Annotated in this window: 23 protein-coding genes and 1 riboswitch; of the genes, 13 read left to right on the plus strand and 10 right to left on the minus strand. The window is 60.8% G+C overall.

Annotated features, from left to right (window positions below):
- The first annotated feature begins 44 nt into the window (after window positions 1-44).
- The 3 genes from DYL59_RS17275 (at window position 45) to DYL59_RS17285 (ending at window position 2,593) form a co-directional block, all read left to right on the plus strand.
- Window positions 45-398 carry a hypothetical protein gene (locus DYL59_RS17275; protein WP_135290233.1) on the plus strand — a complete coding sequence of 118 codons (354 nt, stop codon included), beginning with the start codon at window positions 45-47 and terminating at the stop codon, window positions 396-398.
- A 95-nt stretch (window positions 399-493) separates the two neighbouring features.
- A complete protein-coding gene (gene ligB, locus DYL59_RS17280; RefSeq protein ID WP_135290234.1) occupies window positions 494-2,158 on the plus strand; it encodes an NAD-dependent DNA ligase LigB in 1,665 nt (554 codons plus the stop codon).
- Window positions 2,159-2,197: 39 nt separating this feature from the next.
- Complete coding sequence (locus tag DYL59_RS17285; protein ID WP_135290235.1) at window positions 2,198-2,593, plus strand: DUF1090 domain-containing protein; 396 nt, start codon at window positions 2,198-2,200, stop codon at window positions 2,591-2,593.
- Window positions 2,594-2,599: 6 nt separating this feature from the next.
- On the opposite strand, the gene DYL59_RS17290 is transcribed toward DYL59_RS17285, so the two are convergent.
- A complete protein-coding gene (locus DYL59_RS17290) occupies window positions 2,600-3,049 on the minus strand; it encodes a c-type cytochrome (protein ID WP_135290236.1) in 450 nt (149 codons plus the stop codon).
- A 129-nt stretch (window positions 3,050-3,178) separates the two neighbouring features.
- On the opposite strand from DYL59_RS17290, the gene mltA reads away from it, so the two are divergent.
- Complete coding sequence (gene mltA, locus DYL59_RS17295; RefSeq protein ID WP_135290237.1) at window positions 3,179-4,363, plus strand: murein transglycosylase A; 1,185 nt, start codon at window positions 3,179-3,181, stop codon at window positions 4,361-4,363.
- A 126-nt stretch (window positions 4,364-4,489) separates the two neighbouring features.
- Here mltA and DYL59_RS17300 read toward each other — a convergent pair whose 3' ends face one another.
- On the minus strand, window positions 4,490-4,876 hold the full coding sequence (locus DYL59_RS17300; RefSeq protein WP_135290238.1) for an MAPEG family protein: 387 nt from the start codon (window positions 4,874-4,876) through the stop codon (window positions 4,490-4,492).
- Between the two features lie 207 nt (window positions 4,877-5,083).
- Between DYL59_RS17300 and DYL59_RS17305 the strand changes: the two genes are divergently transcribed.
- A complete protein-coding gene (locus DYL59_RS17305; protein ID WP_135290239.1) occupies window positions 5,084-6,349 on the plus strand; it encodes a cation:proton antiporter in 1,266 nt (421 codons plus the stop codon).
- On the opposite strand, the gene DYL59_RS17310 is transcribed toward DYL59_RS17305, so the two are convergent.
- From DYL59_RS17310 to DYL59_RS17320, 3 genes are all read right to left on the minus strand, one after another.
- Window positions 6,343-10,929 (minus strand): dermonecrotic toxin domain-containing protein, encoded by a 4,587-nt coding sequence (locus DYL59_RS17310; protein ID WP_337678423.1) that lies wholly within the window; start codon window positions 10,927-10,929, stop codon window positions 6,343-6,345. The two genes, DYL59_RS17305 and DYL59_RS17310, sit on opposite strands and share 7 nt — an antisense overlap.
- Before the next feature lie 136 nt (window positions 10,930-11,065).
- Window positions 11,066-11,950: a formate/nitrite transporter family protein gene (locus DYL59_RS17315; protein WP_135290241.1), complete on the minus strand. Its 885-nt coding sequence runs from the start codon at window positions 11,948-11,950 to the stop codon at window positions 11,066-11,068.
- 75 nt (window positions 11,951-12,025) lie between these two features.
- Window positions 12,026-12,430 carry an acyl-CoA thioesterase gene (locus tag DYL59_RS17320; protein ID WP_135290242.1) on the minus strand — a complete coding sequence of 135 codons (405 nt, stop codon included), beginning with the start codon at window positions 12,428-12,430 and terminating at the stop codon, window positions 12,026-12,028.
- Window positions 12,431-12,628: 198 nt separating this feature from the next.
- A riboswitch (S-adenosyl-L-homocysteine riboswitch) is annotated at window positions 12,629-12,735 on the plus strand.
- A gap of 21 nt (window positions 12,736-12,756) precedes the next feature.
- Between DYL59_RS17320 and ahcY the strand changes: the two genes are divergently transcribed.
- The 5 genes from ahcY (at window position 12,757) to DYL59_RS17350 (ending at window position 19,307) form a co-directional block, all read left to right on the plus strand.
- Window positions 12,757-14,166, plus strand: a complete 1,410-nt coding sequence (gene ahcY / locus DYL59_RS17325; protein ID WP_135290243.1) for an adenosylhomocysteinase — start codon at window positions 12,757-12,759, stop codon at window positions 14,164-14,166.
- Window positions 14,167-14,339: 173 nt separating this feature from the next.
- Window positions 14,340-15,185, plus strand: coding sequence for a methylenetetrahydrofolate reductase [NAD(P)H] (gene metF, locus DYL59_RS17335; RefSeq protein WP_135290245.1), 846 nt, complete (start codon window positions 14,340-14,342; stop codon window positions 15,183-15,185).
- Between the two features lie 82 nt (window positions 15,186-15,267).
- Window positions 15,268-16,350, plus strand: coding sequence for a hypothetical protein (locus DYL59_RS17340; RefSeq protein ID WP_135290246.1), 1,083 nt, complete (start codon window positions 15,268-15,270; stop codon window positions 16,348-16,350).
- Between the two features lie 63 nt (window positions 16,351-16,413).
- Window positions 16,414-17,205 carry a substrate-binding periplasmic protein gene (locus tag DYL59_RS17345; RefSeq protein WP_135290247.1) on the plus strand — a complete coding sequence of 264 codons (792 nt, stop codon included), beginning with the start codon at window positions 16,414-16,416 and terminating at the stop codon, window positions 17,203-17,205.
- A 221-nt stretch (window positions 17,206-17,426) separates the two neighbouring features.
- Complete coding sequence (locus DYL59_RS17350) at window positions 17,427-19,307, plus strand: RNA helicase RhlE2 (RefSeq protein ID WP_135290248.1); 1,881 nt, start codon at window positions 17,427-17,429, stop codon at window positions 19,305-19,307.
- 150 nt (window positions 19,308-19,457) lie between these two features.
- Here DYL59_RS17350 and DYL59_RS17355 read toward each other — a convergent pair whose 3' ends face one another.
- Together DYL59_RS17355 and DYL59_RS17360 are read right to left on the minus strand one after the other, a co-directional pair.
- Window positions 19,458-20,036 carry a YceI family protein gene (locus tag DYL59_RS17355; RefSeq protein WP_135290249.1) on the minus strand — a complete coding sequence of 193 codons (579 nt, stop codon included), beginning with the start codon at window positions 20,034-20,036 and terminating at the stop codon, window positions 19,458-19,460.
- 32 nt (window positions 20,037-20,068) lie between these two features.
- Window positions 20,069-20,620 (minus strand): cytochrome b, encoded by a 552-nt coding sequence (locus DYL59_RS17360; protein WP_135290250.1) that lies wholly within the window; start codon window positions 20,618-20,620, stop codon window positions 20,069-20,071.
- 249 nt (window positions 20,621-20,869) lie between these two features.
- Here DYL59_RS17360 and DYL59_RS17365 point away from each other — a divergent pair, with 249 nt between their 5' ends.
- Both DYL59_RS17365 and DYL59_RS17370 read left to right on the plus strand, forming a co-directional pair.
- Window positions 20,870-22,276, plus strand: coding sequence for an adenosylmethionine--8-amino-7-oxononanoate transaminase (locus DYL59_RS17365; protein WP_135290251.1), 1,407 nt, complete (start codon window positions 20,870-20,872; stop codon window positions 22,274-22,276).
- Between the two features lie 30 nt (window positions 22,277-22,306).
- Window positions 22,307-23,026 (plus strand): 16S rRNA (uracil(1498)-N(3))-methyltransferase, encoded by a 720-nt coding sequence (locus DYL59_RS17370; protein WP_135290252.1) that lies wholly within the window; start codon window positions 22,307-22,309, stop codon window positions 23,024-23,026.
- A gap of 139 nt (window positions 23,027-23,165) precedes the next feature.
- On the opposite strand, the gene DYL59_RS17375 is transcribed toward DYL59_RS17370, so the two are convergent.
- Genes DYL59_RS17375 through DYL59_RS17385 form a run of 3 tightly spaced genes read right to left on the minus strand, consistent with a single transcriptional unit; the run spans window position 23,166 to window position 25,687 of the window.
- On the minus strand, window positions 23,166-24,068 hold the full coding sequence (locus DYL59_RS17375) for a transporter substrate-binding domain-containing protein (RefSeq protein ID WP_135290253.1): 903 nt from the start codon (window positions 24,066-24,068) through the stop codon (window positions 23,166-23,168).
- A gap of 25 nt (window positions 24,069-24,093) precedes the next feature.
- Entirely contained in the window at window positions 24,094-24,444 is a 351-nt protein-coding gene (locus DYL59_RS17380; protein WP_135290254.1) for a RidA family protein, read from the minus strand.
- Between the two features lie 10 nt (window positions 24,445-24,454).
- Complete coding sequence (locus DYL59_RS17385) at window positions 24,455-25,687, minus strand: D-amino acid dehydrogenase (RefSeq protein WP_135290296.1); 1,233 nt, start codon at window positions 25,685-25,687, stop codon at window positions 24,455-24,457.
- Between the two features lie 99 nt (window positions 25,688-25,786).
- Here DYL59_RS17385 and DYL59_RS17390 point away from each other — a divergent pair, with 99 nt between their 5' ends.
- Window positions 25,787-26,689 (plus strand): LysR family transcriptional regulator, encoded by a 903-nt coding sequence (locus tag DYL59_RS17390; RefSeq protein WP_135290255.1) that lies wholly within the window; start codon window positions 25,787-25,789, stop codon window positions 26,687-26,689.
- Window positions 26,690-26,771 lie beyond the last annotated feature (82 nt).

Here is a 26,771-nt window from a genome sequence, read left to right on the forward strand (position 1 = left end):
CCGGGATTCATAAGCGCGCAGGCAATCGAACATTGAGGTTTTTCATGCGCATCTCCACGCTCGCCCCTGCCGCCCTTCTGCTCAGCCTGTTCGCCCTGCCGGCCCACGCCGGTACCGACCTGAGCGCACTGAGTGGCGCCCTGACCTCCCAACTGGGCGGCGGTGACTCCGGCGACTGCCAGCAACACGCCAAAGACCTGCAAACCAAGATCGATGCCGCACAAGCCAAGAACGACACCTTGTCCGTAAAGGCCTACAAAGCAGCGCAGGACCAGGTCAACAAAGGTTGCAACAAATTGACCGAAGCCCAAGCCAAGGCCGACGCCAAGCAGCAAACCACCGAAGCCAAGGCCGACAAGAACGACGCAGTGAAAGCCCTGGGCGGTCTGTTCAAGTAAGCAGAAATACCCGGTAAAAAGCCCCGCATGGTCGGGGCTTTTTTGTGGGCGAAGGGATCCTTTAGGCTGGGCACCCTTTCCGGGCAAGGATGCTCATGATGCTTCGACTGATCGCTTTTTTACTTTGCGCTTTACCCCTTTGGGTCGCTGCCGAAAACTGCACCGATAAGTCCCAGGCACAGGTCGATAACCTGGCCGCCCAGATTCGCCAATGGGATGACAGCTACCACCGGCTCGGCCAATCCCCCATCAGCGATGAACTCTACGACCAGGCTCGCCAACGTCTGGCCACCTGGCGCGAATGCTTCCCCCCAACCACCGCTACCTTCGACAACCCGCTGACCACCTCTCGGGGCACCCTGCCCCACCCGGTCGTGCATACCGGCCTGGAAAAGTTGCTGGATGAACGTGCGGTCGCTACCTGGCTGGACACGCGGCGGGAGGTATGGATTCAACCCAAGGTCGACGGTGTTGCCGTCACCCTGGTGTATCGCCAGGGCCGCTTGCACCAGGTCATCAGCCGTGGCGATGGCGTGCTTGGCCAGGACTGGTCAGCCTCGGCGCGCAAAATTCCCGGCATTGTCCAGCGCCTTCCAGAGCCCATCGACCTGGTGCTGCAAGGCGAACTGTATTGGCGCCTCGATGATCACATTCAGTCCGCCCAGGGCGGGCTCAACGCCCGTGGCAAGGTGGCCGGGCTGATGAACCGCCGCCAGCTGAGCGACACCGACGCCAGCGGTATTGGCCTGTTTGTCTGGGCCTGGCCGCAGGGGCCTGCCTCCTTTACTGAACGCCTGGCCACGCTGGCACGCTGGGGCTTCAGTGACAGCCAGCGCTACAGCGAACCCATTCAACACATCAGCGACGCCATGCACTGGCGCGCCCACTGGTACAACCACCCGCTGCCGTTCGCCAGCGATGGGGTGGTGCTGCACCAGGCCCAGCGCGCGCCCGCCAAGCGCTGGCAAACAAGCGCGCCCTATTGGGCTGTCGCCTGGAAGTACCCCGCTGCCAACGCACTGGCACTGGTGCGCAAGGTGCAGTTCAATATCGGCCGCACCGGGCGCATCACCCCCCTGCTGGAACTTGAGCCGGTACAACTGGACGACCGCCAGATCAGCCGCGTCAGCGCGGGCTCCTTGAAACGTTGGCAAGCCCTGGATATCCGCCCTGGCGACCAGGTGTCCATCAGCCTGGCTGGCCAGGTGATCCCCCGGTTGGACCAGGTGATTCTGCGCAACGAGCAGCGGCTTGAGGTGCAAGCACCGAACCCACGCCACTTTCATGCCCTGAGCTGCTGGCAGCTCGATCCTGGCTGCGAAGAACAACTGCTCGCGCGCCTTACCTGGCTCAGCGGCAACCAGGGCCTGGCGCTGCCCCACATCGGCCGCGAGACGTGGAACGTATTGATCCAGGCCGGTCTAATCGCAGGCTTTCTCGATTGGTTGACCCTGGACCCGGCAGAGCTTGCTAACATTGAAGGCTTCGGTGACCGCAGCCGCGCCCGAGTGCTCGACAGCTTCCACAGCGCGCGGCAACGGCCCTTCGCACAATGGCTCAAGGCCTTGGGCGTACCGCCAGCGGCACGTAACAACCTGGAGGGCGACTGGCAGACGCTGGTCGCCCGAGACACCCAAGCCTGGCTGAACATCGATGGCATCGGCCCGGGCCGCGCAGCGCAATTGAGCGCTTTTTTTCGCGACCCGCAGGTTCAGGCCTTGGCAGACACATTACACATGGCCGGCATCGACGGGTTTTGAACCCTTGCCGACCATCAGATTGCGACCCTGGAGCCCCACATGAAATTTCTAGCCCCGTTTGCCCTGCTGACTGTCGCAAGCCTTATGACCACGCCGTTGCTGGCGGCAGAAGACGCACCACAACTCACCGGCTGCGCCGCCAAACGCCAGGCCATCAGCACCCAGATCGAACAGGCCAAGGCTCATGGCAACAGTGCCCAGCAGGCTGGCCTGGAAAAAGCCTTGGCCGAAGTCACCGCCAATTGCACCGACGCCTCCTTGAAGAAGGAGCGGGAAAACAAGGTGCTCGACGCCAAGCACGAAGTCAGCCGCCGTCAGGCCGACCTCGACAAGGCGATGAAAAAAGGTGATGCCGACAAGATCAACAAGCGCAAAGACAAGCTCGCCCAGTCGCGCAAAGAGCTACAGGACGCCGTTGAAGACCTCGACAAGTAAAACCGGTCAGTGGTCCCGGAACTGTTTATGGCAGGCGCTGCAGGCATCTTCGACCTTCTGCACCGCCGGCCCCAGGTTACTGGCCTGGTAAGGCTGTACTTGGCTTGCGGTCACCAATTCACCGGTGGCCGTTTCAAGCTTGCGGGCCAGTTGCTGGAATTGGGCCTGTTTGTGCCAAACATCCTCTTTGGCGCTGCTATGGTCTTCTTCGCGCACGCTCGGGAAATGCTTCCATGGCTCATGGGACAACGCATCCAGCTTCACCGCACCCTCGGCGAATTTCGCGCCGTCAAACGGGATGCGCCCACGCAACATGCCACCCAAGTCTTCGCTGGTCTTGAGCATCTGCTTGAAGATTGCCTTGCGCTGGCCCAAGGGCGAATTCGGGTCAACACCGCCACAGGCGGACAGCGTCAGGCAGGCCAACAGTACAACGGTCAGTCGTTTAAAAGTCATGGTGGCTTCGAGGTCACGGAAAACGGCGGCCAGTATCCTCGCCCCGCCCGTAAAGACCAATAGCCCTATTAATAATAAGGGTTGCCCAACGGCGCTGCGGCGCGGGCAATCGCTTCAGGAATTGCGTGTATGAATATCACCTCAAAACGTTGGAGCCGCCGAATGGCGTGGGCTCTGCCGATGATCGCGCTGCTGGCCGGTTGCGATGCGGGTAAAGAACCTGCCAAAGATGAAACTTCAAAACCCCATGCCGTCGCCACCTATGTGAGCGCACCGTGGGAGGCGCTGCCAGCGGTATCCGACAGTGACTTGCTGGCGGGTTTCGAATCCTGGCGCAGCGCTTGCCAGCGCCTCAAGGCCGACCCGGTGTGGGGCGCCACCTGCGCAGCAGCGGCCACCGTGCCCGGCAATGCTGTGGCGGTGCGCGGTTTTCTTAAAGAGCGCCTGGATGTGTTCGGCCTGCGCTCGGCCGACAACACACCCAACGGCCTGATCACCGGCTACTACGAGCCGGTCTACCCCGGCAGCCTGACCAAGACTGCCAAAGCCAATGTGCCGGTATATGGGGTGCCAGATGACCTGATCATCGTCAACCTGGAAAGCATCTACCCCGAACTCAAGGGCAAGCGCCTGCGTGGCCGCCTTGAAGGGCGGGTGCTCAAGCCTTACGACGACGCCAGCGCGATCAACGGCCAGGGCTCAACGGCCAAGCCAATTGCCTGGCTGACCAACCCGATGGACCTGCAATTCCTGCAGATCCAGGGCTCGGGCCGCATTCAACTCGCAGGCGGGCGTCAGTTGCGCGTCGGCTATGGCGACCAGAACGGCTACCCCTACCGCCCCATCGGCCGCTGGTTGGTGGAACAAGGCCAGTTGAAGAAAGAGGCCGTGACCATGGGCGCCATCAGCGCCTGGGCCAAGGCCAATCCGCAGCGCATCCCGGAACTGCTGGCGAGCAACCCCAGCTACGTGTTCTTCAGCGCCCGTCCCGACAGCAACGAAGGCCCGCGCGGCTCGCTGAATGTGCCACTGACCGCTGGCTATAGCGTGGCAGTGGATCGCAAGGTGATTCCCCTGGGCAGCCTGTTGTGGTTGTCCACCACCAAGCCGGATGGTTCTCCCATCGCACGGCCTGTCGCTGCGCAAGATACGGGCGGTGCAATCACCGGTGAAGTGCGTGCGGACTTGTTCTGGGGCACCGGAGATGCAGCCGGTGAGTTGGCGGGAAATATGAAGCAACAGGGGCAGATCTGGATGTTGTGGCCTAAGGGCGCGGCGCTGCCGCAAGTACCTGAAGCGCCTGCCGGAACCTAAGGGTCGCTGAAGATTAAAATGTGGGAGCGGGCTTGCTCGCGAATGCGGTTTATCAGTACCCGATGTGCTGACTGACACACCGCATTCGCGAGCAAGCCCGCTCCCACAGGGGATTTACGTCAAACGTTACATCGAGACAAAGAAGAAACTCGCAATCAACGCCATGCCCGCAAACCACACCAGCGACCGCAAAATCGCCCAGTCCGCCACGTAGCAAATGATGTACAGCAAGCGGCTGGTGATAAAGAGCACGGCCAGCACGTTGATGGTCACTAATTCGGCCGTACCGGCCAGGTGCGCGATAATCACCGCCGCCGCAAACGCGGGGGTGACTTCAAAGCTGTTGAGCTGGGCGTTGTGGGCACGCCGGGCAAAACCGTCGAGGGTTTCCAGAAAGGCGCGAGGGTCATGGTTTTGCTTGGGCCCAAACTTACCCTGGCTGAATTTGGCCAACCCCGTGCACAGATAAGGCAGGAAAATTGCGATCAACACACACCAGAAAGCTACCGTCATCACTGATTCCTTTTTTGGTTTTCTATTTTTAATTTGAAACAGAAATTAGAGTTTTAGCACTAATCCTGGCCAGCCGCACTTATCGCTATGAGCCGACCTGCTTTAAAAGGTTCTATCGGTGTTTTACGCCAGGCCTGCAACATCGTGCCGCTGCTGCGGTCCATCCCACCATTAAACGCTCTGTCACCCAACTTCCAAGGACCCCGGATGCTTGAACTTGTCGCCGCCTTCATTTGCCTCACCACCCTGCTCACCTATGTGAACTTCCGTTTCATCGGCCTGCCGCCCACCATTGGCGTCATGGTCACGGCCCTGATTTTTTCCCTGATCCTGCAAGGCCTGAGCGTGCTCGGCTACCCAGGGTTGGAAGAACGTATCCAGCAACTGATCGGCCAGATCGACTTTGGCGACCTGCTGATGAACTGGATGCTCTCGTTCCTGCTGTTCGCCGGCGCCCTGCACGTAAACCTCAACGACCTGCGCAGCTACCGCTGGCCCATCGGCTTGCTGGCGACCTTTGGCGTGTTGATCGCCACCGTGGTGATCGGCAGCCTGGCGTATTACATCTTCGCCCTGTTTGGCTGGCATGTGAGCTTCCTCTATTGCCTGCTGTTCGGCGCGCTGATCTCCCCCACCGACCCGATTGCGGTGCTGGGTGTGCTGCGTACCGCCAATGCGTCCAAGCCGCTGAAAACCACTATCGTTGGCGAATCATTGTTCAACGACGGCACAGCCGTGGTGGTGTTTACCGTGTTGCTGGGTATCGCCCAGTTGGGTGAGACACCAACCGTGGGGGCCACGGCCATGCTGTTCGCCCATGAGGCCATTGGCGGCGTGGTGTTCGGTGGCCTGATCGGCTACCTGGTGTACCTGATGATCAAGAGCATCGAACAGCACCAGATCGAAGTGATGCTGACTCTGGCCCTGGTGATCGGCGGTTCGGCAATGGCGACCGAGCTGCATGTCTCCGCCCCCATTGCGATGGTGGTCGCGGGCCTGATCATCGGCAACCTGGGCCGCAAGCTGGCGATGAACGACATGACCCGCCGCTACCTGGACGGTTTCTGGGAATTGCTCGACGACATACTCAACGCCCTGCTGTTCGCCCTGATTGGCATGGAGTTGCTGCTGTTGCCATTCAACTGGCTGCATGTGTTCGCAGCCAGCCTGTTGGCGGTGGCGATCCTGCTGTCGCGCCTGCTGACGGTGGCCCCAGCCATTCTATTGCTGCGCCGCTGGCGTACAGTGCCCCGCGGCACCATCCGCATCCTTACCTGGGGCGGTTTGCGCGGCGGGGTTTCGGTGGCCCTGGCACTGGCGTTGCCGTTGGGTCCGGAACGTGACCTGCTGCTGAGCATCACCTACATCGTGGTGTTGTCGTCGATTCTGTTGCAGGGGTTGAGCATCGGTAAGCTGGTCAAACGTGTAACCCGCGATGAGCCGACTCCCGCACAGGACAGCTCCGCTCATTGAGCCGAGGTCGCCTCATTGTTGAAGAACAGTGTTAGAGCGGCCTTACGCTCAATGATGGTGCGGTAAATTCTGAGCAATTGCTCATTGTTCCCCTGCGCCGCACGCAGCTGGTGCTCAAAACGGGCGACAGGCGTGCGGACAGTCTTGAGGTGAGCGAAGTAGAAACCCAATACCCCTCCGGTATGTCCGGGGGGGTAATGAAAGTGTGCAAACCAAAGTATTTCAGGTGGCACTTGGCTCGACGCGACTTTCTGGACGTAAAAACTGCGAAACACCGGTGACAAGCCAGCCCCGGGGCTGGGCTTGGTATCACTCACCGCCTTGATTTCAATGACGCCCTCAGCCAACAGATCGGCGATTGCGGTCGTCGTCGGTTCGCGGCTGAGCACCATGCGCTGATACGACTCTCGACCCGCCCTGATCAACTCATTGGCTTTATTGGTCAGTGTTTTCTCCAGCAATGTAAGCGCTGGATCGCTTTGCTTGGCCTGATGACTGCTCTCACTGAAGCGCTGCACCTCCAAAAGCATTTCCTCAGCCAGCAACTCCAGGTTTGCCCGTACGGCTTGAGGCGAAATCAGCATGTTCTGCTCCTGGGAAGGCAACGCCTCAATTGCGTCGGTGCCGCGGCGAACCAACAGCAAGCTGCTGAGATAGCCCTGGGGCTTATCCTTGACGACATGAACGTCCCTGACCGGATGCAGAACCCAGTCGACATCACCGTTCGCTTCGGTTTTTTTGGCGAACCTTGCATAAACATGACGGGTATAGGGGTCGATAAAATCTATCGAGTCGCCGATGCCAGAGGGAGGCTGCACAGCGGCGATCAGCCTGCCGTAATGACGACTCTGGAGAACCCGCTCCATTTCAGGCCCCTCAAACAGCGGCAGCACGGCTTGACTGTCGTAGTAGTCCTCATAGATGCCCACCAGGTCTTGCACCATTTCTTCACGAATACCACCGATGTAATGGCGATAGTCCGCCAGCGCTGCAGGCTCGATAAAACTATTGCTGATGCTGCCAACGCGCGCCAACCGATCGTCCAGCCAGGCCAGCTCATCGACGGCGTCATTCACCAACAGCCTGCGCTGCGCCAGGCTGTAACCAGGTTCTAGACAGAGTTGGCGATAGCTGGACAGCTTCAATCGGCATCGCAGGTTGACCTCCTCCAGCAGGCTAAACGCCTCCATCCCGGGAGCTTCAACCTTTGCTTTCAAGCAACGCAGCAATAACGGGCGCAACCCGGCTTCCCACCAGGCCAGAATAGGGGCCTTGTTGTTCCATTCGGGGATGTCCAATGCGCTGACCTGCACATCTGTCGGACGCACGGTGTCCAGAATGCGCTCGTAGGCCATGCGCTGCTCGCGACACAGCGCCACCGCCTGCTCGTGTGTTTTTACCAGCAGGTCAAGGCCGGCGCACATTGATGCGGGGGGCGTTCGCTTGGCAACTTCACGTAGTGTGAGCGGCTTGAAGCCCGTGTCGTTGGTCAATTGCTCATAAAGCGTGAGGCGACGCAGCTCCATCAATCCGATCTGAAAGCGCAGGCAGCGCACCTGGGCTTCGAGATACCGATGGAGCAACTGCGAATAATCCTGCACGACGCCGGCCAGGCGGCGTTGCTCCAGGAGTTCCCCCAGCAGCTTCGCCCGCCGCTGCATCAAGGCGACACTGTCATTTCTACTCTCGATTGCCAGTAGGCGTCGATTCAGGTTCCCTTCCTTGCGCAGAGCCACCATCACCTCGTCAGTGGGGATCCGGGCCTCGGCAAACTCCCCATGCAGGGTGTTGAACTGCGTCATCAGCGCTGTGGTGGAGAGCGCGGCGTCTGCCTCCTGACCTCCCGCACCGCCCAGCAGACGCAAGCGCAGGTCCAGGACCCAACGCCCATTGCCTGCCGACTTGAGCCACGGGCCACGACGTCCATTGGCGGCAACTACCCGCACGCCGTCACGCTCGACGGTTACCTTGAAACAGTAGGCATCAACATCGGCGTACCACTGACCTTCGCTAAGCCAAAGCCCGGACGTCGCACCGTTGCCGGCCTGGGCCGCCCCGGCGGGCTTGGTCAGGCTGAAAGTCTGCAAGTCCATTACCTGGGACGGCGTCAACCGCACAGAGGACGATTGCCAGCCATACTCAACCGGGGCACGCACATCGCTCACATCATGCCCGGCGTTCATGTCGGGTAACTGGACTGGCGGATTTTCTGACACTGGCGTGTGGGTTTCAGTCTCCTTTTGCTCATCGCTGTCCCTGACGGGTTCCTCCTGCACGCCATCGTCTTCGCGCCTGACAGTGGCAGAGACATCGCTTGAATAATGCATGAGCACCAGCGCCATGCTCAGGAAAAAGCCGACCAGAGCACTGCCCTGATCTTCGGTGCCACCCTGGCTTATTTGGGCCGTTTGCTCATGCACCGTCCAGGCAACCTGCAACCATCCAATGACGGCAAGCGGGCCAGTGACCAGCGGCATGACACTGTTCAAGCCCAGCGACAGCCCCTCCATACGACGAGCCCACTGGTTTTCACGGTTGGACACCGATTGTTTGTCCGCCTGCTCCAGTATTGCCTGCACCTGGCTGTCATACAGATGCCGCCCGTAATCACCCTGCACTTCGTCAGTGGCCAGCATCGCCGGCCTGCTGGTCAATGCATCAATCAGCAGGGCCAGACCATCCAGGGTGTTGAAATGCGGAGCAACAAAACCATCCGCCCGATAGGTGGCCCGCGCGTCGGCACTCATCCAGCCCAGCACCTGCTGCTGCAAGGCTCCTGGCTGCTCAATCGCGCCGAGCAGATCCCCCCGGTTGGCAAACTCAATCAACTTGGGCTGCCCCATAGGGCAAAACAGGACCACCGGGCCGACATCAAGCGACCGTGGCCCCATGACAAACATGTTCATCACCTCATCCGCTTCGGCAGACGCACTGGCCTTGAATGCCAGGGGCCGCAGGACAATGACCTGGTCGTCCAGGTAACGATCGACCGCCCGTTCCTGCATGACCGCCACCACGGTTTCGTAACCTTTGCGACTGAACCCCGCCTGGCCACGACTGTAGAACTCCAGCGCCAGCATCGGCAGCTCGAGGCGCAATTGCGCGACAAAGCTGCGGCTGCGCCACAGCACCTCGGCTGGCGAATCCCTGAGCGACAGCGATACCTGCTTGGGATAGTTCTCACCAATATCGACCTGGCTCACCATGCGCTTGATTGCGCGTGGCGTCAGCCAATCGGGAGGTGCGCTGGCGTCGCGCAATGAAACCTGGATGGCATCCCCCGGCAAGCCGGCCAGGTTTTCCAGGGCGACCTTGAGCAGCGTGGTGATGATCTTGACGGGAAAACCACCGGCAGCCGATACGCCTCTGACCGTATGGATGGTAATGATCACATCGTCCGGCTCAATCCTCGAAGACTTGGGGTAGGCCGCCATAAGTTTTTGCCGGGTAAACTCCAACAGTGACGGCACGCCATCGTCGAAAAACCGCCAGTTGGGTTGTTTGAACAGCCTGCCCAGATTGTGCAGGTGTTGCGAAAACTCCCCACGTACTTCACGCCTGACCTTTTTCATCCAGTGCGGCAGTGCAGCATAGAGCCGGCTCAGGGTGGGGTTATCGGCGAGGCGCAGGCTGTCGAAGTCACCCGTCGCGACCCAGTGCACGGCGTCCAGCAAGGCACCGCCCCAATAAGACGAGCGACGGGCCAGCGCAACGCCCCACCGCAGGTCGCTCAATTGTTTGATGAGGAAACTCAGGGCAAAACCGTCGAAAATATTGCAACGCGGCTCATATAACCGCCACTGCATCGCGCGCCCCGGCGCCAGCCCACTGAGGCGCGTGCGCAACGCTTTGCCCAATGCATCACGCGAAGCAAAGGTTTCGATACCGGAACTCAAGGTAAAGAGCAGCAGCGTCTCGTCGGTGTCCGTCCGGCGGGCAATCAACATGCCGCGCAACAGCCCCAGCTCTTCGCTGCCCACCTCGCCCCACTGGTCCACCAGGTAAGCCCGGGTCGCACCACCACGCAGGTTGTTGTCGGGTGTTTGCAGGACGTCATGGATCATCTGCCGATGGGTGGCGTTGGCTACCAGTGTGGGCGCGCCGAGTTGCTTCAAGGTCTCTTTCAGCAACAACGACAGCATCTCGAAGCGGCTGCGCGCTTCGACGGACAGTTCAGTCCAGTCATCGATCAAGGCCTGCTGGCAGCGCTCAAGCAGCAGAGGACCGCGCTGGTTGACAGCGTCTTGAGCATCCAGGTTTTTCAACGCGCAGACGATGAGCGGCGTACTGTCCGGATGCTCGGTCAACTGTTGCCCTTGGGTGTAATCCACCCAAATACCGTCGACAAAACGGTTGACCAACGCCTCCACCAGCGTGGTGCGCTCCGGCTGCTCAGCGCTGATCGCGGTGCCGCTGTAGCGATAACGCGGCGTCAGTAGAACCGGCAGCTCATCGGTGATGGCTACCGAGGGAAACGTCGCCCGCAACGTACGTTGCAGGTCTTGCGCTGCGATCACGGGCAGCGGGGATCGGCTTGAGAACAACGCCTGAATGTCCTGGGCCGTTCGCCGCAGGAGCATCAAGTGGTTAAACGGTTGAGGGGTGTTGGCCATGAATACGTCCTTGAGAAGACGCGGGCCCTGAATTCAGCCCGCCTCGACAGCGTGCCGGCCGGCCACGCCCTCAGGGTGGCAAGCAGATAACACCCTCAACGGCCTAAGGCTTTTTATCGGTGGCAACAGCCTCGCAAGCGTCGCTTGTTTTGTCAGCCGGCCGGCTCTCACTGCGGATTTGCGCATGGCTGATCAGCGCGAAGATAAAGCTGCCGCCGATGATATTGCCCGCCAACGTGGGCCCGGCGAATATCAGCCAGAAGTCCTTCCATGGCAGCTCGCCAGCAAATACCAGGTACGACACTTCCGCCGAGCCCACCACAATGTGGGTGAAATCCCCCAGGGCCATCAGGTAAGTGATCAGGATGATGATGAACATCTTGGCGCTTTCCATCGACGGGATCATCCACACCATGGTGGCGATCATCCAGCCGGAGACGATGCCCTTGGCGAACATCTGGCCGGGCTCGTTTTCCATGACCTTGCGCCCGATGTCCAAAAAGGCCAGGTCGGTCTTGGTGTCGAAGATCGGCAGGTGCAGCATCACGTAGGCCACCAGCAAGGTGCCACACAGGTTGCCCACCAGCACCACCGTCCACAGGCGCAACAGGCGCCCGACATTCCCCAGTGTGGGCTTGCTCATCACTGGCAGCACGGCGGTCAGGGTGTTTTCGGTAAACAACTGCTGGCGCGCCAGGATCACCGCGAGGAAACCCGCGCAGTAACCGAAGCTGGCGATCACTTTGAATCCCTCGGCATCAGGCAGCCGAGAGTTGAGCAAGCCCATGCCCATCAGCGACAGGCCCATGGTCAAGCCGGCAGCGAGCGCCGACCACCACAGGGCCGCCACATTGCGCTCCAGTTCCTGGTCGCCCTGGGTGCGGATGATTTCATGCAGTACCGCCGCGCGCGGCGGCTGGTTCTTGTCGACGTCCTGTTGCTCTTCCTGCGACAGGTTGGGGGTTTTGCCGTCTTCGTGAGTGGCCATGGGCGTACCTGAACAGGAGGGTGTTGTTCAGGTACGACCTATCGCCCATCACGAGCGTTCACTGGCCAGGCAGGATTACTCGCTGATGCTCTCGTCGGCGAACTGATCTTTGACGTATTTGATTTCAGTGCGGCCGTGTGGCGCTGGCAGGCCATCTTCACCGAGGTTGACGAAGACCATTTTTTCTACGGTAAGGATGCTTTTGCGGGTGATCTTGTTGCGCACTTCACAGGTCAGGGTGATGGAGGTGCGGCCGAACTCGGTGGCGGTGATGCCCAGCTCGATGATGTCGCCCTGGCGCGAGGCGCTGACGAAGTTGATCTCGGAGATGTACTTGGTGACGACGCGCTGGTTACCCAGTTGCACAATGGCGTAAATCGCCGCCTCTTCGTCGATCCAGCGCAACAAGCTGCCGCCGAACAGAGTGCCGTTGGGGTTGAGGTCTTCTGGTTTTACCCATTTGCGGGTGTGGAAGTTCATGGTCACTCCAAAGCGTCTTGCGAAATGATGGGCGTTATCATGGCAGAGGCCGGGCCCAAGCTCTATGAGCCATTGCCTATCAACCCCATGAGGGATCTTCATGTAACCGACAGAAAGGCTTGGGAAGTGCGACGCACACGGCTATAATCGGCGCCGTTTCAAAACGGTCATATCCACTTGTTACCGTTTTCCCGCCACCTGTCCGAGGGGCGCTGCAGCAGGTTTACCCTGTCAGGCTCGGATGGGGCGTTGTCCGGCCGGCTTCACCTGGCCAGATACTAAACGCACAACGGCGCCCATTCGCACACTACGAATGGAGGCTCTTCATGAGCGCTGTCAACACGCCTGCAGATTTCAACGACTACAAAGTCGCCGACATGTCCCTCGCCGCCTGGGGCCGTCGCGAAACCTTTATCGCCGAATCCGAAATGCCAGCCCTGATGGGCCTGCGTCGCAAGTACGCCGCTGAGCAGCCGCTCAAAGGCGCCAAGATCCTCGGCTGCATCCACATGACCATCCAGACTGCCGTGCTGATCGAAACCCTGGTTGCCCTGGGTGCCGAAGTGCGTTGGTCGTCCTGCAACATTTTCTCGACTCAAGACCAGGCCGCTGCCGCTATCGCTGCCGCCGGTATCCCGGTATTCGCCTGGAAAGGCGAGACCGAAGAAGAGTACGAGTGGTGCCTGGAGCAAACCATCCTCAAGGATGGCGCGCCTTGGGATGCCAACATGATCCTCGACGACGGCGGCGACCTGACCGAGCTGCTGCACAAGAAATACCCGGCCATCCTGGACCGCGTCCACGGCGTGACCGAAGAAACCACCACCGGCGTACACCGCCTGCTGGACATGCTGGCCAAGGGCGAGCTGAAAATCCCGGCCATCAACGTCAACGACTCGGTGACCAAGAGCAAGAACGACAACAAGTACGGCTGCCGTCACAGCCTGAACGATGCCATCAAGCGCGGCACCGACCACCTGCTGTCGGGCAAGCAAGCCCTGGTGATCGGCTACGGTGACGTGGGCAAGGGTTCGGCCCAGTCCCTGCGTCAGGAAGGCATGATCGTTAAAGTCTCCGAAGTTGACCCGATCTGCGCCATGCAAGCCTGCATGGACGGTTTCGAAGTGGTTTCGCCGTTCATCGACGGCGTCAACGACGGCACCGCCGCCAGCGTTGACAAGGCCCTGCTGGGCAAGATCGACCTGATCGTGACCACCACCGGTAACGTGAACGTCTGCGACGCCAACATGCTGGCCGCCCTGAAAAAGCGCGCGGTTGTGTGCAACATCGGTCACTTCGACAACGAGATCGATACTGCTTTCATGCGCAAGAACTGGGCATGGGAAGAAGTGAAGCCACAGGTGCACAAGGTTCACCGTACCGGCGCGGGTGCTTTCGACCCACAGAACGACGACTACCTGATCCTGCTGGCCGAAGGCCGTCTGGTTAACCTGGGCAACGCCACTGGCCACCCAAGCCGCATCATGGACGGCTCGTTCGCCAACCAGGTACTGGCGCAGATCTTCCTGTTCGACCAGAAGTACGCCGACCTGTCGCCAGCCCAGAAAGCCGAGCGCCTGACCGTGGAAGTACTGCCGAAGAAACTCGACGAAGAAGTGGCCCTGGAAATGGTCCGCGGCTTCGGCGGCGTGGTGACTCAACTGACCAAGACCCAGGCCGACTACATCGGCGTGACCGTTGAAGGTCCGTTCAAGCCGCACGCTTACCGCTACTAAGTAATCAGCCCAACCTGCGTTACCTGTAGGAGCGAGCTTGCTCGCGAAAAACTCAAGGACACCGCGTATATCCTGTTTCTCCGCGTTATCGTTGACGTTCTTCGCGAGCAAGCTCGCTCCTACAGTGCAGATGGGTTGCACAGTCGGCATTCTGAGTTTCAAAGGGTATTACCATGTCCCAAGACCGTCGCTACAGCTTCGAGTTCTTCCCGACCAAGACCGATGCTGGACATGAAAAACTGATGGCCACGGCCACCCAGTTGGCCAGCTACAACCCCGACTTCTTTTCCTGCACCTATGGCGCGGGCGGCTCGACCCGTGACCGCACGATCAACACCGTGTTGCAGCTGGAAAGCCAAGTCAAAGTTCCCGCCGCTCCGCACTTGTCGTGCGTGGGCGACAGCAAGGACGACCTGCGCGGCCTGCTGACCCAATACAAGAGCGCCGGCATCAAGCGCATCGTCGCCCTGCGCGGCGACCTGCCCTCCGGCATGGGCATGGCCAGCGGTGAGCTGCGCTACGCCAATGACCTGGTGAGCTTCATCCGTGAAGAAAGCGGCGATCACTTCCATATCGAAGTGGCGGCCTACCCGGAGATGCACCCCCAGGCACGCAACTTCGAAGAAGACTTGAAGAACTTCGTGCGCAAGGCCAACGCCGGTGCCGACAGTGCGATCACCCAGTACTTCTTCAACGCCGACAGCTACTTCTACTTCGTCGAGCGTGTACGGGCCATGGGCGTGAACATCCCCATCGTGCCGGGCATCATGCCAATCACCAACTACAGCAAGCTGGCACGTTTCTCCGACGCCTGCGGCGCCGAGATCCCACGCTGGGTGCGCAAGCAATTGGAAGCCTATGGCGATGACGTCAAGAGCATCCAGGCGTTCGGTGAGCAGGTCATCACAGAAATGTGTGAAAGTTTGTTGCAAGGTGGTGCGCCAGGCTTGCACTTCTATACCCTGAACCAGGCTGAGCCGAGCCTTGCGATCTGGAACAACCTCAAGCTGCCACGCTGAGGTCTGTTCAAGCAGCACCCAGGCCCTCGTTTATACGGGGGCTTTTTTTGTCCACACATCCCGGAAAGGAAGCCAGCAGTAAATGAATACAGCGTCCCCGACTCCACGCCCGCAACTGGTCTACCTGGTTTTCGGCGCCGAGACTTACCATCAGGAAGCGGTATTCAGCATCGCCAGTGCCCTGGCCCACCTGGGAGGCCCCCAGGACATGCCATTGGACATCCAGGTGTTCAGCGACAACCCAGCGCCCTACCGTGATCTGCCGGTGCAGGTTCACCTGCTGGATGAAGCCACTCGCAAACACTGGTGCGAGCCCCACGGCTACCATTTCCGCACCAAGCACGTACTGTTGCGCCAGGTCTTGCAGACCTCGGACCGTGCGCTGCTGATCGACACCGACACGTTTTTCCACGACTCGCCCATGGCCCTGTTCGAACGCGTAGCCCCCGGCACGCTGTTGTGCAACGCCTTCCATGCCAAATACGGCGACAACCGTGAGGGCGTGCTGTACGAAACCCTGGCCACGCACCTGGCAGAGCGCAACCTGGCTGACGACGATATGTATCTGCTCAACTCCGGCGTGATCGGTATCGCACAACCGGATGCCTATTTGCTGGACCGCTCGATTGAACTGATGGACGAGCTGTTCCCCCTGGCCAAAGGGGCCTACACCCTGGAAGAATTTTGTCTGTCAGTGGCGGCCTACCGCACAGTCAACGTGCGTCAGTGCCCCGACCTGATCCACCACTATTGGAGTCGCAAACAGCTGTTCCGTGCCAAGGTCAAGGCATGGATCACCAAGCACTCGGCCGCCCCCACCGCCGCCGGTGCCCTGGCCGATACGCGCAAGGTGTCCGCCCACCTGCCCCGCCCGCCTCGCCTGCAACGCCTGATGTACAAGCTGATCACCCTGGCCCTGCCCAAGCGCAAGCAACAGTTCATCCGCGAGATCCTCTACGGCTGCTACGAACACAAAAACGAGTTCGATCAGGCATGCTGTCCGGTGTGGTGGGACAAGGCACGGCAGAACCAGGAGCAACGGCAAAAATGCCCGGTCGATGCTCACCAACTGGAACACTGGTTTGCCAACCCCCTGGTGCGGCTGATCCTTGGCGAGCGCCGTGCGGCCATCTACGAACACCTGATGACCTCCGAGACAAAATAGCGTCGCCCGCAGATGCGTGTGCCAGAGCTTCTCTTTAGCGCTGGGCCGTCGTAATCTCAGGGCATGCCCCTCATCCTGAAGCTGTTGACCGCTGCGCTTTTCACTTGCCTGAGCCTGACTGCTCATGGCGAGAAATTGCGCATTGTCACCGAGCCCTGGGCGCCCTACGTGTACGAGGAGCACGGCACCATGCAAGGGCTGGACTACGAAACCACGGTCATCGTGTTCCAGCGCCTTGGGGTGGACGTGCAATGGCAGTTCCTGCCCTGGAAGCGTTGCCTGGCCATGCTTGACCAAGGCCACGCCGACGGCGCGCTGGATATTTTCCACAGCCACGAACGCGACGCCCTGCTGCTGTACCCCAGCGAACCGCTCTCGGAAGTGGAATTCGTAGTGTTCTACGCCAACGACCGCCCCCACCCGGCCCAGGCCCTGGACGACCTACGGGGCCTTACCGTTGGCACCTCGCCGGGCTATCTGTACGGCGCGCCCTTCACTGACTCCACGCTGTTCAACCGCGAACCAGCGCCCAGCCACGAGGCCAACTTCGGCAAATTGTTGCTGGGACGCGTAGACCTGGTGATCACCGACCGCCGGGTAGGCCAGCATGTGATCAAGGCGATGGGCCTGGAAGGCAAGGTCAGCCAGGCGCCGCTGGTGGTCAGCCGCCAGCAGCAGTTCCTCGCGGTGCGCCGTGGCGCCGGCATGGACTTGCTGGTACAACGCTTTGCCGCCGAACTCAAACGCTTCAAGCAGGAGCCCGCGTATGTTGCCTTGAGTGCCAAATACGGCGGTTTGCCAGCCAATACGGCCCCTGAACACGCCGTTGAGCAGCAGGAAAGCGGCGCGCCGTGATTGCTCTGTTATACTCCGGCCTTTCCGCCAGGCTCACGCCCGGCCGCTGAGGTCTTGAAAAAGGCACCCAACCCCGCTACTGCGCAGCTTTCAGCCCGCGCGAGCCGGTGGAGTGCCCGCCAGACGCAGCAGGACCGGACGGGATTGCGCTCCCCTAAGCGCCATTCACGCCCGGCAAGATTATCCCTTTGGGCCAAGCCCTAACTAAAACAGGATTACTCATGTCCTTTGCTTCCCTCGGTCTCTCCGAGGCTTTAGTCCGCGCCATCGAGGCAGCGGGCTATACCGAGCCTACTCCGGTGCAACAGCGGGCCATTCCCGCCGTGTTGCAAGGTCGCGACCTGATGGTTGCGGCGCAGACAGGTACTGGTAAAACCGGCGGCTTCGCCCTCCCGATTCTGGAGCGGTTGTTTCCCAATGGTCACCCGGACAAATCCCAGCGTCACGGCCCGCGCCAACCGCGCGTACTGGTCCTGACCCCTACCCGCGAACTCGCAGCGCAAGTGCACGACAGCTTCAAGCTGTATGCCCGCGACCTGAAGTTCGTCAGCGCCTGCATCTTCGGCGGTGTTGGCATGAACCCGCAGGTTCAGGCCATGTCCCGTGGTGTGGACGTGCTGGTGGCTTGCCCTGGTCGCTTGCTCGACCTGTGCGGCCAAGGCAGCGTGGATTTGTCCCACGTTGAAATCCTGGTGCTGGACGAAGCCGACCGCATGCTCGACATGGGCTTTGTCCATGACGTGAAAAAGGTCCTCGCCCGCCTGCCGGCCAAACGCCAGAACCTGCTGTTTTCGGCAACGTTCTCCCAGGACATCACCGCCCTGGCCGGCAAGCTGCTGCACAACCCGGAACGCATCGAAGTCACGCCGCCGAACACCACGGTCGAGCGTATCGAACAGCGTGTGTTCCGCCTGGCTGCCAGCCACAAGCGTGCGCTGCTGGCCCACCTGATCACCGCCGGCGCCTGGGAACAGGTGCTGGTGTTCACCCGCACCAAGCATGGCGCCAACCGCCTGGCCGAGTACCTGGACAAGCACGGCCTCACCGCCGTCGCCATCCACGGCAACAAGAGCCAGAACGCGCGCACCAAGGCGCTGGCCGACTTCAAGGCCGGCACCGTGCGCATCCTGGTGGCCACCGATATCGCCGCTCGCGGCCTGGATATCGACCAACTGCCACACGTCGTCAACTTCGAGCTGCCAAACGTCGATGAAGATTACGTGCACCGTATCGGCCGTACTGGCCGTGCCGGTCGTTCGGGTGAAGCCATTTCCCTGGTTGCCCCGGATGAAGAGAAGCTGCTGAAAAGCATCGAGCGCATGACCAAGCAGAAAATCGCCGACGGCGACCTGATGGGCTTCGATGCCAGCGCCGTGGAGGCCGAAAAGCCAGAAGCGCGCGAGCGTCCGGACGTGCGCAACCCGCGCAATCCACGCGGTCCGAAGGGCGATGGCCCGAACGGCGGCGGGGGTGGCGGTGGTCGTCGCGACAAGGGCAAAGACAAGGGCGGCAAGGACAAAGCGCCGACCAACGGCCGTGGCGAACGCCCAGCCCGCGAGCAGAAGCCCCGTGAAGGCACCCCGGCCCGCGAACAGCGCCAGCCGAGCCAGCCACCACGCGCCGCCGCTGACCGTGCCCCGGACGAGTTCCTTGACGACGACGTGGATAACTTCGGTAACCGCGTCGACTACGTGCCCCAGGCCAAGCCGGCCCAAGGCCGTGGCCGTCGCCCAGGTGCTCCGGCACAGGGCGCAGGCGCGCCACGTGGCGGCCAGCCACAAGGCGCTCGCCAGAACGGCCCGCGCAACAGCAGCGGCGGTACCACCGGTACGCCACCTGCCAAACGCAATGGCCCACGCAGCGGCGCACCACGCGATGGCCAGGCCCGCCGCGAAGATTCGCGCAGCAACAACCGTCGCCCGGCTCGTGACGACCAGCCACGTTCGTCCGAACCCGCCGTGCAAAACCCGCGCGGTGGCCCGGCGCCGAAGATCATCCACAAGGAGTCGAAAGCGGATCGCTTCCCGACACCTGAGCAGTTGGATCAACTGCCAGGCCGTCCTCGTGGTGAGAAACCAGCGCTGCTGACTCGCAACCGCTAGGCACAAAAAAACCCGTATCGCGAGATACGGGTTTTTTTGCCTGTAGGAGCGAGCTTGCTCGCGAAGGTCGTCAACGATAACGCTGGTAACCAGACAAAACGCGGTGCCCCGGCGTTTTTCGCGAGCAAGCTCGCTCCTACAAGCGAAGCATTACTTCTGCTTCACGCCTTCCAGCGAGATGTCCAGGTCCAGTGTCTGCGAAGACGGGCCTGGGCCTTTGATGCCATAGTCATTCAGGTTCAGCGTGGTGGTGGCGTTGAAGCCAGCACGTTCGCCGCCCCATGGGTCTTTGCCTTCACCGTTGAAAGTGGCCTTGAAGGTCACAGGCTTGGTCACGCCGTGGAACGTCAGGTCGCCCGTCACGTCAGCGGTTTTTGCACCGGTGGACTTAACAGAGGTAGACACAAACTTGGCATCGGCAAACTTGGCGACGTCCAGGAAATCTTTGCTGGCGATGTGCTTGTCACGTTCGGCGTGGTTGGACCACAGGCTGGCGGTTTTCACGTCAACAGCGATTTTGCTGGCTTCAGGCTTGGCTGCGTCCCAGCTGAACGTACCATCCCAGTCCTTGAAGGTACCGTGGATGAAGCTGTAGCCCAGGTGGCTGATTTTCCAGTCGATGAAGGCGTGCTGGCCTTCCTTGTCGATCTTGTAGTCAGCGGCCATCGCGGAACCGGCGGACAGCAGGGCGGAACCGAGTGCCAGAGCGGCGAGCGTCTTTTTCAACATGCTTTCTATTCCTTGTGAGTCGAGGTTGAACATCAGGCTTTGCGCCCCAGCATTCGCGTCAGGGTCACATCACGATCAATGAAGTGGTGCTTCAGTGCGGCCACGCCGTGCAAGCCGGCAAAGACCACCAACACCCAGGCCAGGTACAGATGCACCAGGCCTGCGTTGTCTGCCTGGTCCGGTAGCCCGGAAACCACGGCAGGAATCTCAAACAGGCCAAACACCGGGATACCGACACCGTCTGCGGTGGAAATCAGGTAACCGGCAATCATCACGGCAAACAGCCCGAGATAAAGGAACGCGTGGCCAAACGCAGCACCGATACGGGTCATGCGGCTGTAGCTGGCCAACGGTGGTGGCGGCGGGCTGATCAGGCGCCAGACGATACGCACCAGCATGACGGCGAACAGCGTGATGCCGATGCTCTTGTGCAGGTCCGGCGCGTCTTTGCGCCAGGCGCTGTAGTAGTCGAGCCCGACCATCCACAACCCCAGGGCAAACAAGCCAAACACCACCAGGGCCACGCCCCAGTGCAAAACCATGCTGACCCACCCATAGCGGGCCGGAGAGTTACGTAGCTGCATGAACTTAATCCCGTAAGAACTGCGCCCAAGACTAGCGCGTTACCTATCGATTTAAAGCGGAAAATTTCGCTTTGAAATATCGAGAAATGTGATCTTGAGGTTATGAAGCGTAAATTAACCAAGGATTAAGGACTATCCAGAAGAAACGTGACAGACCGTCCTGTGTTTACTGCCAATTGGCAAGTAATGGGTTGTGGCACCGTCGCCCATTGAATAGGCTTGCGCGATTGTTGCTTGAGGAGACGAAAAATGGGCTTGAACAACCAGTGGATGCAACGCGATCTCGCCGTGCTGTGGCATCCCTGCACCCAGATGAAAGACCACCAGCAACTGCCGCTGATCCCGATCAAACGCGGTGAAGGCGTATGGCTGGAAGACTTCGAAGGCAAGCGCTACCTCGACGCCGTCAGTTCCTGGTGGGTCAACGTGTTCGGTCACGCCAACCCGCGTATCAACCAGCGCATCAAGGACCAGGTCGATCAGCTCGAACATGTGATCCTTGCCGGTTTCAGCCACCAGCCGGTGATCGAGTTGTCCGAACGCCTGGTGCAGATGACGCCCGAAGGCCTGACCCGCTGCTTCTACGCCGATAACGGTTCGTCGTGCATCGAAGTCGCGCTGAAAATGAGCTTCCACTACTGGCTCAACCGCGGCCTGCCGAATAAAAAGCGCTTCGTCACCCTCACCAACAGCTACCACGGCGAAACCATCGCCGCGATGTCGGTGGGCGACGTGCCGCTGTTTACCGAAACCTACAAGGCGCTGCTGCTGGACACCATCAAGGTGCCAAGCCCCGATTGCTACCTGCGCCCCGAGGGCGTGAGCTGGGAAGACCACTCGCGCACGATGGCCCAGGTGATGGAACAGACCCTGGCCGAGCACCACGCCACCGTCGCTGCCGTGATCATCGAACCGCTGATCCAGGGTGCCGGCGGCATGCGCATGTACCACCCGGTGTACCTCAAGCTGCTGCGCGAGGCGTGCGACCGCTACGGTGTGCACCTGATCCACGATGAAATCGCCGTGGGCTTCGGCCGTACCGGCAGCATGTTTGCGTGTGAACAGGCCGGTATCCGCCCGGACTTCCTGTGCCTGTCCAAGGCCCTCACCGGTGGCTACCTGCCGCTGGCGGCGGTGGTTACCACCGATGATGTGTACGACGCGTTCTACGACGACTACCCCACCCTGCGTGCCTTCCTGCACTCCCACAGCTACACCGGCAACCCCTTGGCGTGCGCGGCGGCGTTGGCGACCCTGGATATTTTCGAAGAAGACAACGTCATCGAAAACAACAAGGCCCTGGCCCAGCGCATGGCCACCGCCACCGCGCACCTGGTGGACCACCCCCATGTGTCGGAAGTGCGCCAGACCGGCATGGTGCTGGCCATCGAGATGGTGCAAGACAAAGCCACCAAAACCGCCTACCCCTGGCAGGAACGCCGTGGCTTGAAGGTATTCGAGCACGCGTTGGAACGCGGCGCGTTGTTGCGCCCGCTGGGCAGCGTGGTGTATTTCCTGCCGCCCTATGTGATTACGCCAGAGCAAATCGATTTCCTGGCCGAGGTGGCCAGCGAAGGTATCGATATCGCCACCCATAGCCGCGTCAGTGTTGCAGTGCCTAAAGACTTCCATCCAGGCTTTCGCGATCCGGGTTGATTGCCTGCACAACCATTCCAGAGAACAGAAATGAGACTGTCCCGTTTTTTCACCGACACCCCGCTGAGCATTGGCGAGCACGAACTGCCCGAAGCCCAGGCGCACTACATCAGCCGTGTGCTGCGCATGGGCGAAGGCGACGCTGTGCAATTGTTCGACGGCTCAGGCCAGGAGTTCTTGGGCAGCCTGCTGGAAGTCGGCAAGAAGCGCGTCACCGTGCAACTGACAGAGAGCTTCCGGGGCCAGGCTGAATCGCCGCTGCACATCCATCTCGGCCAGGGCCTGTCCCGTGGCGAGCGGATGGATTGGGCGATTCAGAAAGCCACCGAATTGGGCGTCAACGAAATCACACCGATTTTCAGCGACCGCTGCGAAGTGCGCCTCAAGGATGAACGCGCCGACAAACGCCTGCTGCACTGGCGCCAGGTGGCAATCAGCGCGTGCGAGCAATGCGGGCGTTCGACGGTGCCGGTGATTCATCCGCCGCTATTGCTGGCGGACTGGTTGAAGCAGACCGAGGCGGATTTGAAGCTGGTGCTGCATCCGGTGGCAGAGCCGATGGTCAGCCATGCCAAGCCTGCGAGCCTGGCGTTTTTGATCGGGCCGGAGGGTGGGTTGACCGAGGGTGAAGTCGAGGCAGCCCAAGCGGCTGGCTACCACGCCGCGCGCCTTGGGCCGCGAGTGTTGCGTACTGAAACTGCGCCAGTGGTGGCATTGGCTGTCGCTCAACAACTATGGGGTGATTTCTAACCGTCGCCCTTTGCAAACCCAATCAAAAATGTGGGAGGGGGCTTGCTCCCGATTGCGGTATGTCAGCAAAAAATAGGTGTCTGACACACTGCTATCGGGAGCAAGCCCCCTCCCACATTTGGATTGGGTTACCAGGCAACTACTCCACCGGATCACTCACCGGCTTGGCAATGATCGCCTTCAACTCGCTGGTCATCGGGAATTCCAGGTTCAAGCCCTTTGGCGGAATCGGTTGTTCAAACCAGCGCTGGTAAATCCCGTTGATCTCGCCGCTGCTGTACAGCTCGCCGAGGGTCTCGTTGACCACCGCCAGAAACTGCGGGTCGTCTTTGCGCAGCATGCAGCTGTAGATTTCCCGCGATTGCTCCTTACCGACCACCACCCACTTGTGCGGGTCCCTGGCCTTGGCGCGCTCGCCATAGAGCAGCGCATCATCCATGTAGAAGGCCGCCGCACGACCGGTTTCAAGCATCTTGAACGCCTCGCCATGGTCCTTGGCGCTGATCACGAACATATTGGCTTTGTGCTCGGCGTTATAGCTCTTGAGGAAACGCTCGTTAGTGGTGCCGGCGGTGGTCACCACGTTTTTGCCGGTCAGGTCGGCGAAGCCCTGGATGCCACTGTCCTTCGCCGTCAGCAGTTGACCCTTCACGTAGATAAACCCGTAGGAAAACGCCACCTGCTTCTGCCGCTCGGCCGTCACCCCGGTAGAGCCGCATTCCAGGTCGACGGTGCCGTTTTGCACCAACGGAATACGGGTCTGGGAAGTCACCAGGTTGTACTTCACCTTCAGATCGGCCACCCCGGTTTTCTGCTGGATACGCTCGACGATCTTGTTGGCCAACTCCACCGAATAGCCCATGGGCTTGCCGCTGCTATCTGCCACATAAGAAAACGGTACCGAGGCATCGCGATAACCCAGCGTGATGGACTTGGCGCTGGCGATCTTGGCCAGCGCGCCGCTCAGAGGGGCTTCGTTTGCATGGGCCTGCGCGCCCAACAACAGCCCCAGGGTGCAGCCGGTCAACAGGATCTTTTTCATTGTTATTCTCCGTTGGTCTTTGAAGTTACTTGCATACAGCGATCACGCTGATTTCTACCAGCACACTGGGGCGTGCCAGTTGCGCTTGCAGGGTGGTACGGGTAGGCGCCATGCCCGGCGACAACCAGGCAGACCACACGTCATTCATCGGCGCGAAGCCCTCGCCAATGTCTTTGAGGTAAATCGTCGCGTTGAGCAGGTGATCCTTGTCACTGCCCGCCTGGGCCAACAGGGCATCGATCTTGGCCAGCACTTCCTCGGTTTGTGTGGCCACGTTCTGGCCATCGCCCGGCACCTGGCCCGAGAGGAACACCAGGTCCTTGAAGGTCACGGCGCCAGAGAGCCGGTCGTTGCTGCTGATTCGGTTGATGGTCATGGTTGCATCCTTATGCGGCGCGAGGCGTCAGGCCCTGCATATCAATGGAAGGAACCTGTTGGCTGATCAACTCGGCCAACAGTTGGCCGCTACCGCAGGCCAGGGTGAAACCCAGGGCTCCATGGCCCAGGTTCAGCCACAGGTTGCGATAGACACTGGCCCCAATCAGCGGCACGCCGGTGGGGGTTGCGGGGCGCATGCCGGCCCATTCCAGCGCATGGCCGTAGTCGCCAGCCATAGGAAATGTCTCCAGCGCCTGGCGCTTGATCAAGGCTAGGCGCTTGGGTTCAAGGCCCGCGTCGAAGCCGACGATATCCACCATCGCCGCCACCCGCAGTTGCTCGCCGATGCGCGCGTAAACGATCTTGCGGTCGTAGTCGGTGATGCTCACGTTCGGCGCCTGGTGCTGCGCGCCAATCGGCACGCTGAGGCTATAGCCCTTGAGCGGATACAGCGGCAGCGACACACCCAACTCGGCGCTGCGATACCCGGCCGCCAGCACCAGTTGCTCGACCGGCATTACCTCATCGCCCAGTTCGATGGCCTGCACCGCACCGTCGGCATGACGAAGGCCGGTGACCTTGCGCCCCAGCAAAAATCGGCAGCGCCCGGAAGCCTCAAGGCGCGCCGCCAAGCGCTGGCAGAAGGCGTGACAGTCGGCCACTTCTTCGTTCGGCGTGTAGATGCCGCCCACAAAACCACCCCCAGCCAGCGCCGGTTCCAGGCGTGCGCAATCGTTGGCCGACAGCACCTGTTGCTGCAGGATATCGGTGACTTTGCTGCGGGCATGCTCAAAGGAACTGGCGTTGCGAAAGGTCACCAGCTTGCCGTTGCGCCGCCAGTCGAAACCGTCCAGGCGATCATCCTCGCGCCATTGCTGCAACGTGGTCTGGCTCAGCGACGCCAGGCGCAGCAAGTGCGCGGCATTGCGTTGGTTGACCTTGCCACGGCAGGCGCCCAGGAACGCGGCCATCCAGCGCCATTGCTGCGGGTCCATGCGCGGGCGCAGCTTCAACGGCGAATCCCCCCGCAGCAGCCAGCCAATGGCTTGCAACGGTACCCCGGCGTCCGCCAGCGGTGCGACATAGCGGTAGGACAACTGCCCGCCATTGGCAAAACTGGTTTCGCGGCCCAGGCTGTCGCGGGCGTCGATCACCGTCACTTCATGGCCGGCACGCACCAACGCATAAGCACTGGCCAGACCGATCACCCCACCGCCGATGATGCACACCATTGCCGCCACCCGCCGTTCATTCAAGAGGCCTCAAGCCTAGGGGCAGGTGACAGGCCGCCGACAATGAATAAAGATGGATCACCTATAAACAAAGGTTATGGACTTGCCATGCGCCTGCGTCATATCGAAATCTTCCAGGCCATCCGCCAGACCGGCTCCGTGAGCGCTGCCGCGCAGTTGCTGCACGTGTCCCAACCGGCGGTAACCAAGGTGTTGCAGCACGCCGAGTTGCAGTTGGGTTTCCCGCTCTTTTTAAGAGTGCGCGGCAAACTGCAACCCACGCCGGAAGCCCTGGCGCTGGAAAGCGAAGTGGAAAAAGTCACCGAGAGCCTGCAAGGCGTTCGCCGCCTGGCCAAGAGTTTGCGCCGCGCGCCGGGCCAGAGCGTGCGTATCGGTGCGATTCCCGCACTGGCCCTGTCATTGCTGCCGCCAGCGATCCTGGAATGGAAGCGCGACTACCCGGACATGGCCTGCGAGCTGTCCAGCGACCATAGCCGCGAGTTGGTGCAGAAGTTATTGATGCGTGAGATTGACCTGGCGCTGACGCTGAATTTCTCCGGGCATCCGGGGTTGACTACCCAGGTGTTGGCCAACGGCGTGTTGGTGGCGTTAGCCTCGAAAGGATACTGGCCTGAGTCGGAGTTGAGCAGACCGTTAGCCCTCAGCGAGCTGGCAGGCGCACCGTTGATTGGCTTGTCGAGTGCCGACCCCTTGGCAGCCAAACTCGACAGCTACCTGGAAAACGTCGACCCGGCGCCACGGGTGACGATCTCTGTGCAGACCTACTCCCTGGCCCGGGCGATGGTGGAATCCGGCGCCGGCCTCACGGTGATCGACCCCTTCACCGCCCTCGGTGCCTCAACGGCCTCCACCCACATCCGCCCGCTTACCCCGCCGCTGCCAATTACCCTGTACGCCCTGACCCGTGCGGATGAGCCACCGCCGCATATGTTGGCCAAGCTGCTGGGGATCCTCGCCAATCGCGCTCAAGGGTTATTACAACGATTGTAAGCACACCGAGGAACCCATGTGGGAGGGGGCTTGCTCCCGATTGCGGTGTGTCAGCCCGCCTATTTGGCACTGACCCGCCGCT

Source organism: Pseudomonas kairouanensis (genome assembly GCF_004682055.1).
Taxonomy (GTDB): Bacteria; Pseudomonadota; Gammaproteobacteria; order Pseudomonadales; family Pseudomonadaceae; genus Aquipseudomonas; species Aquipseudomonas kairouanensis.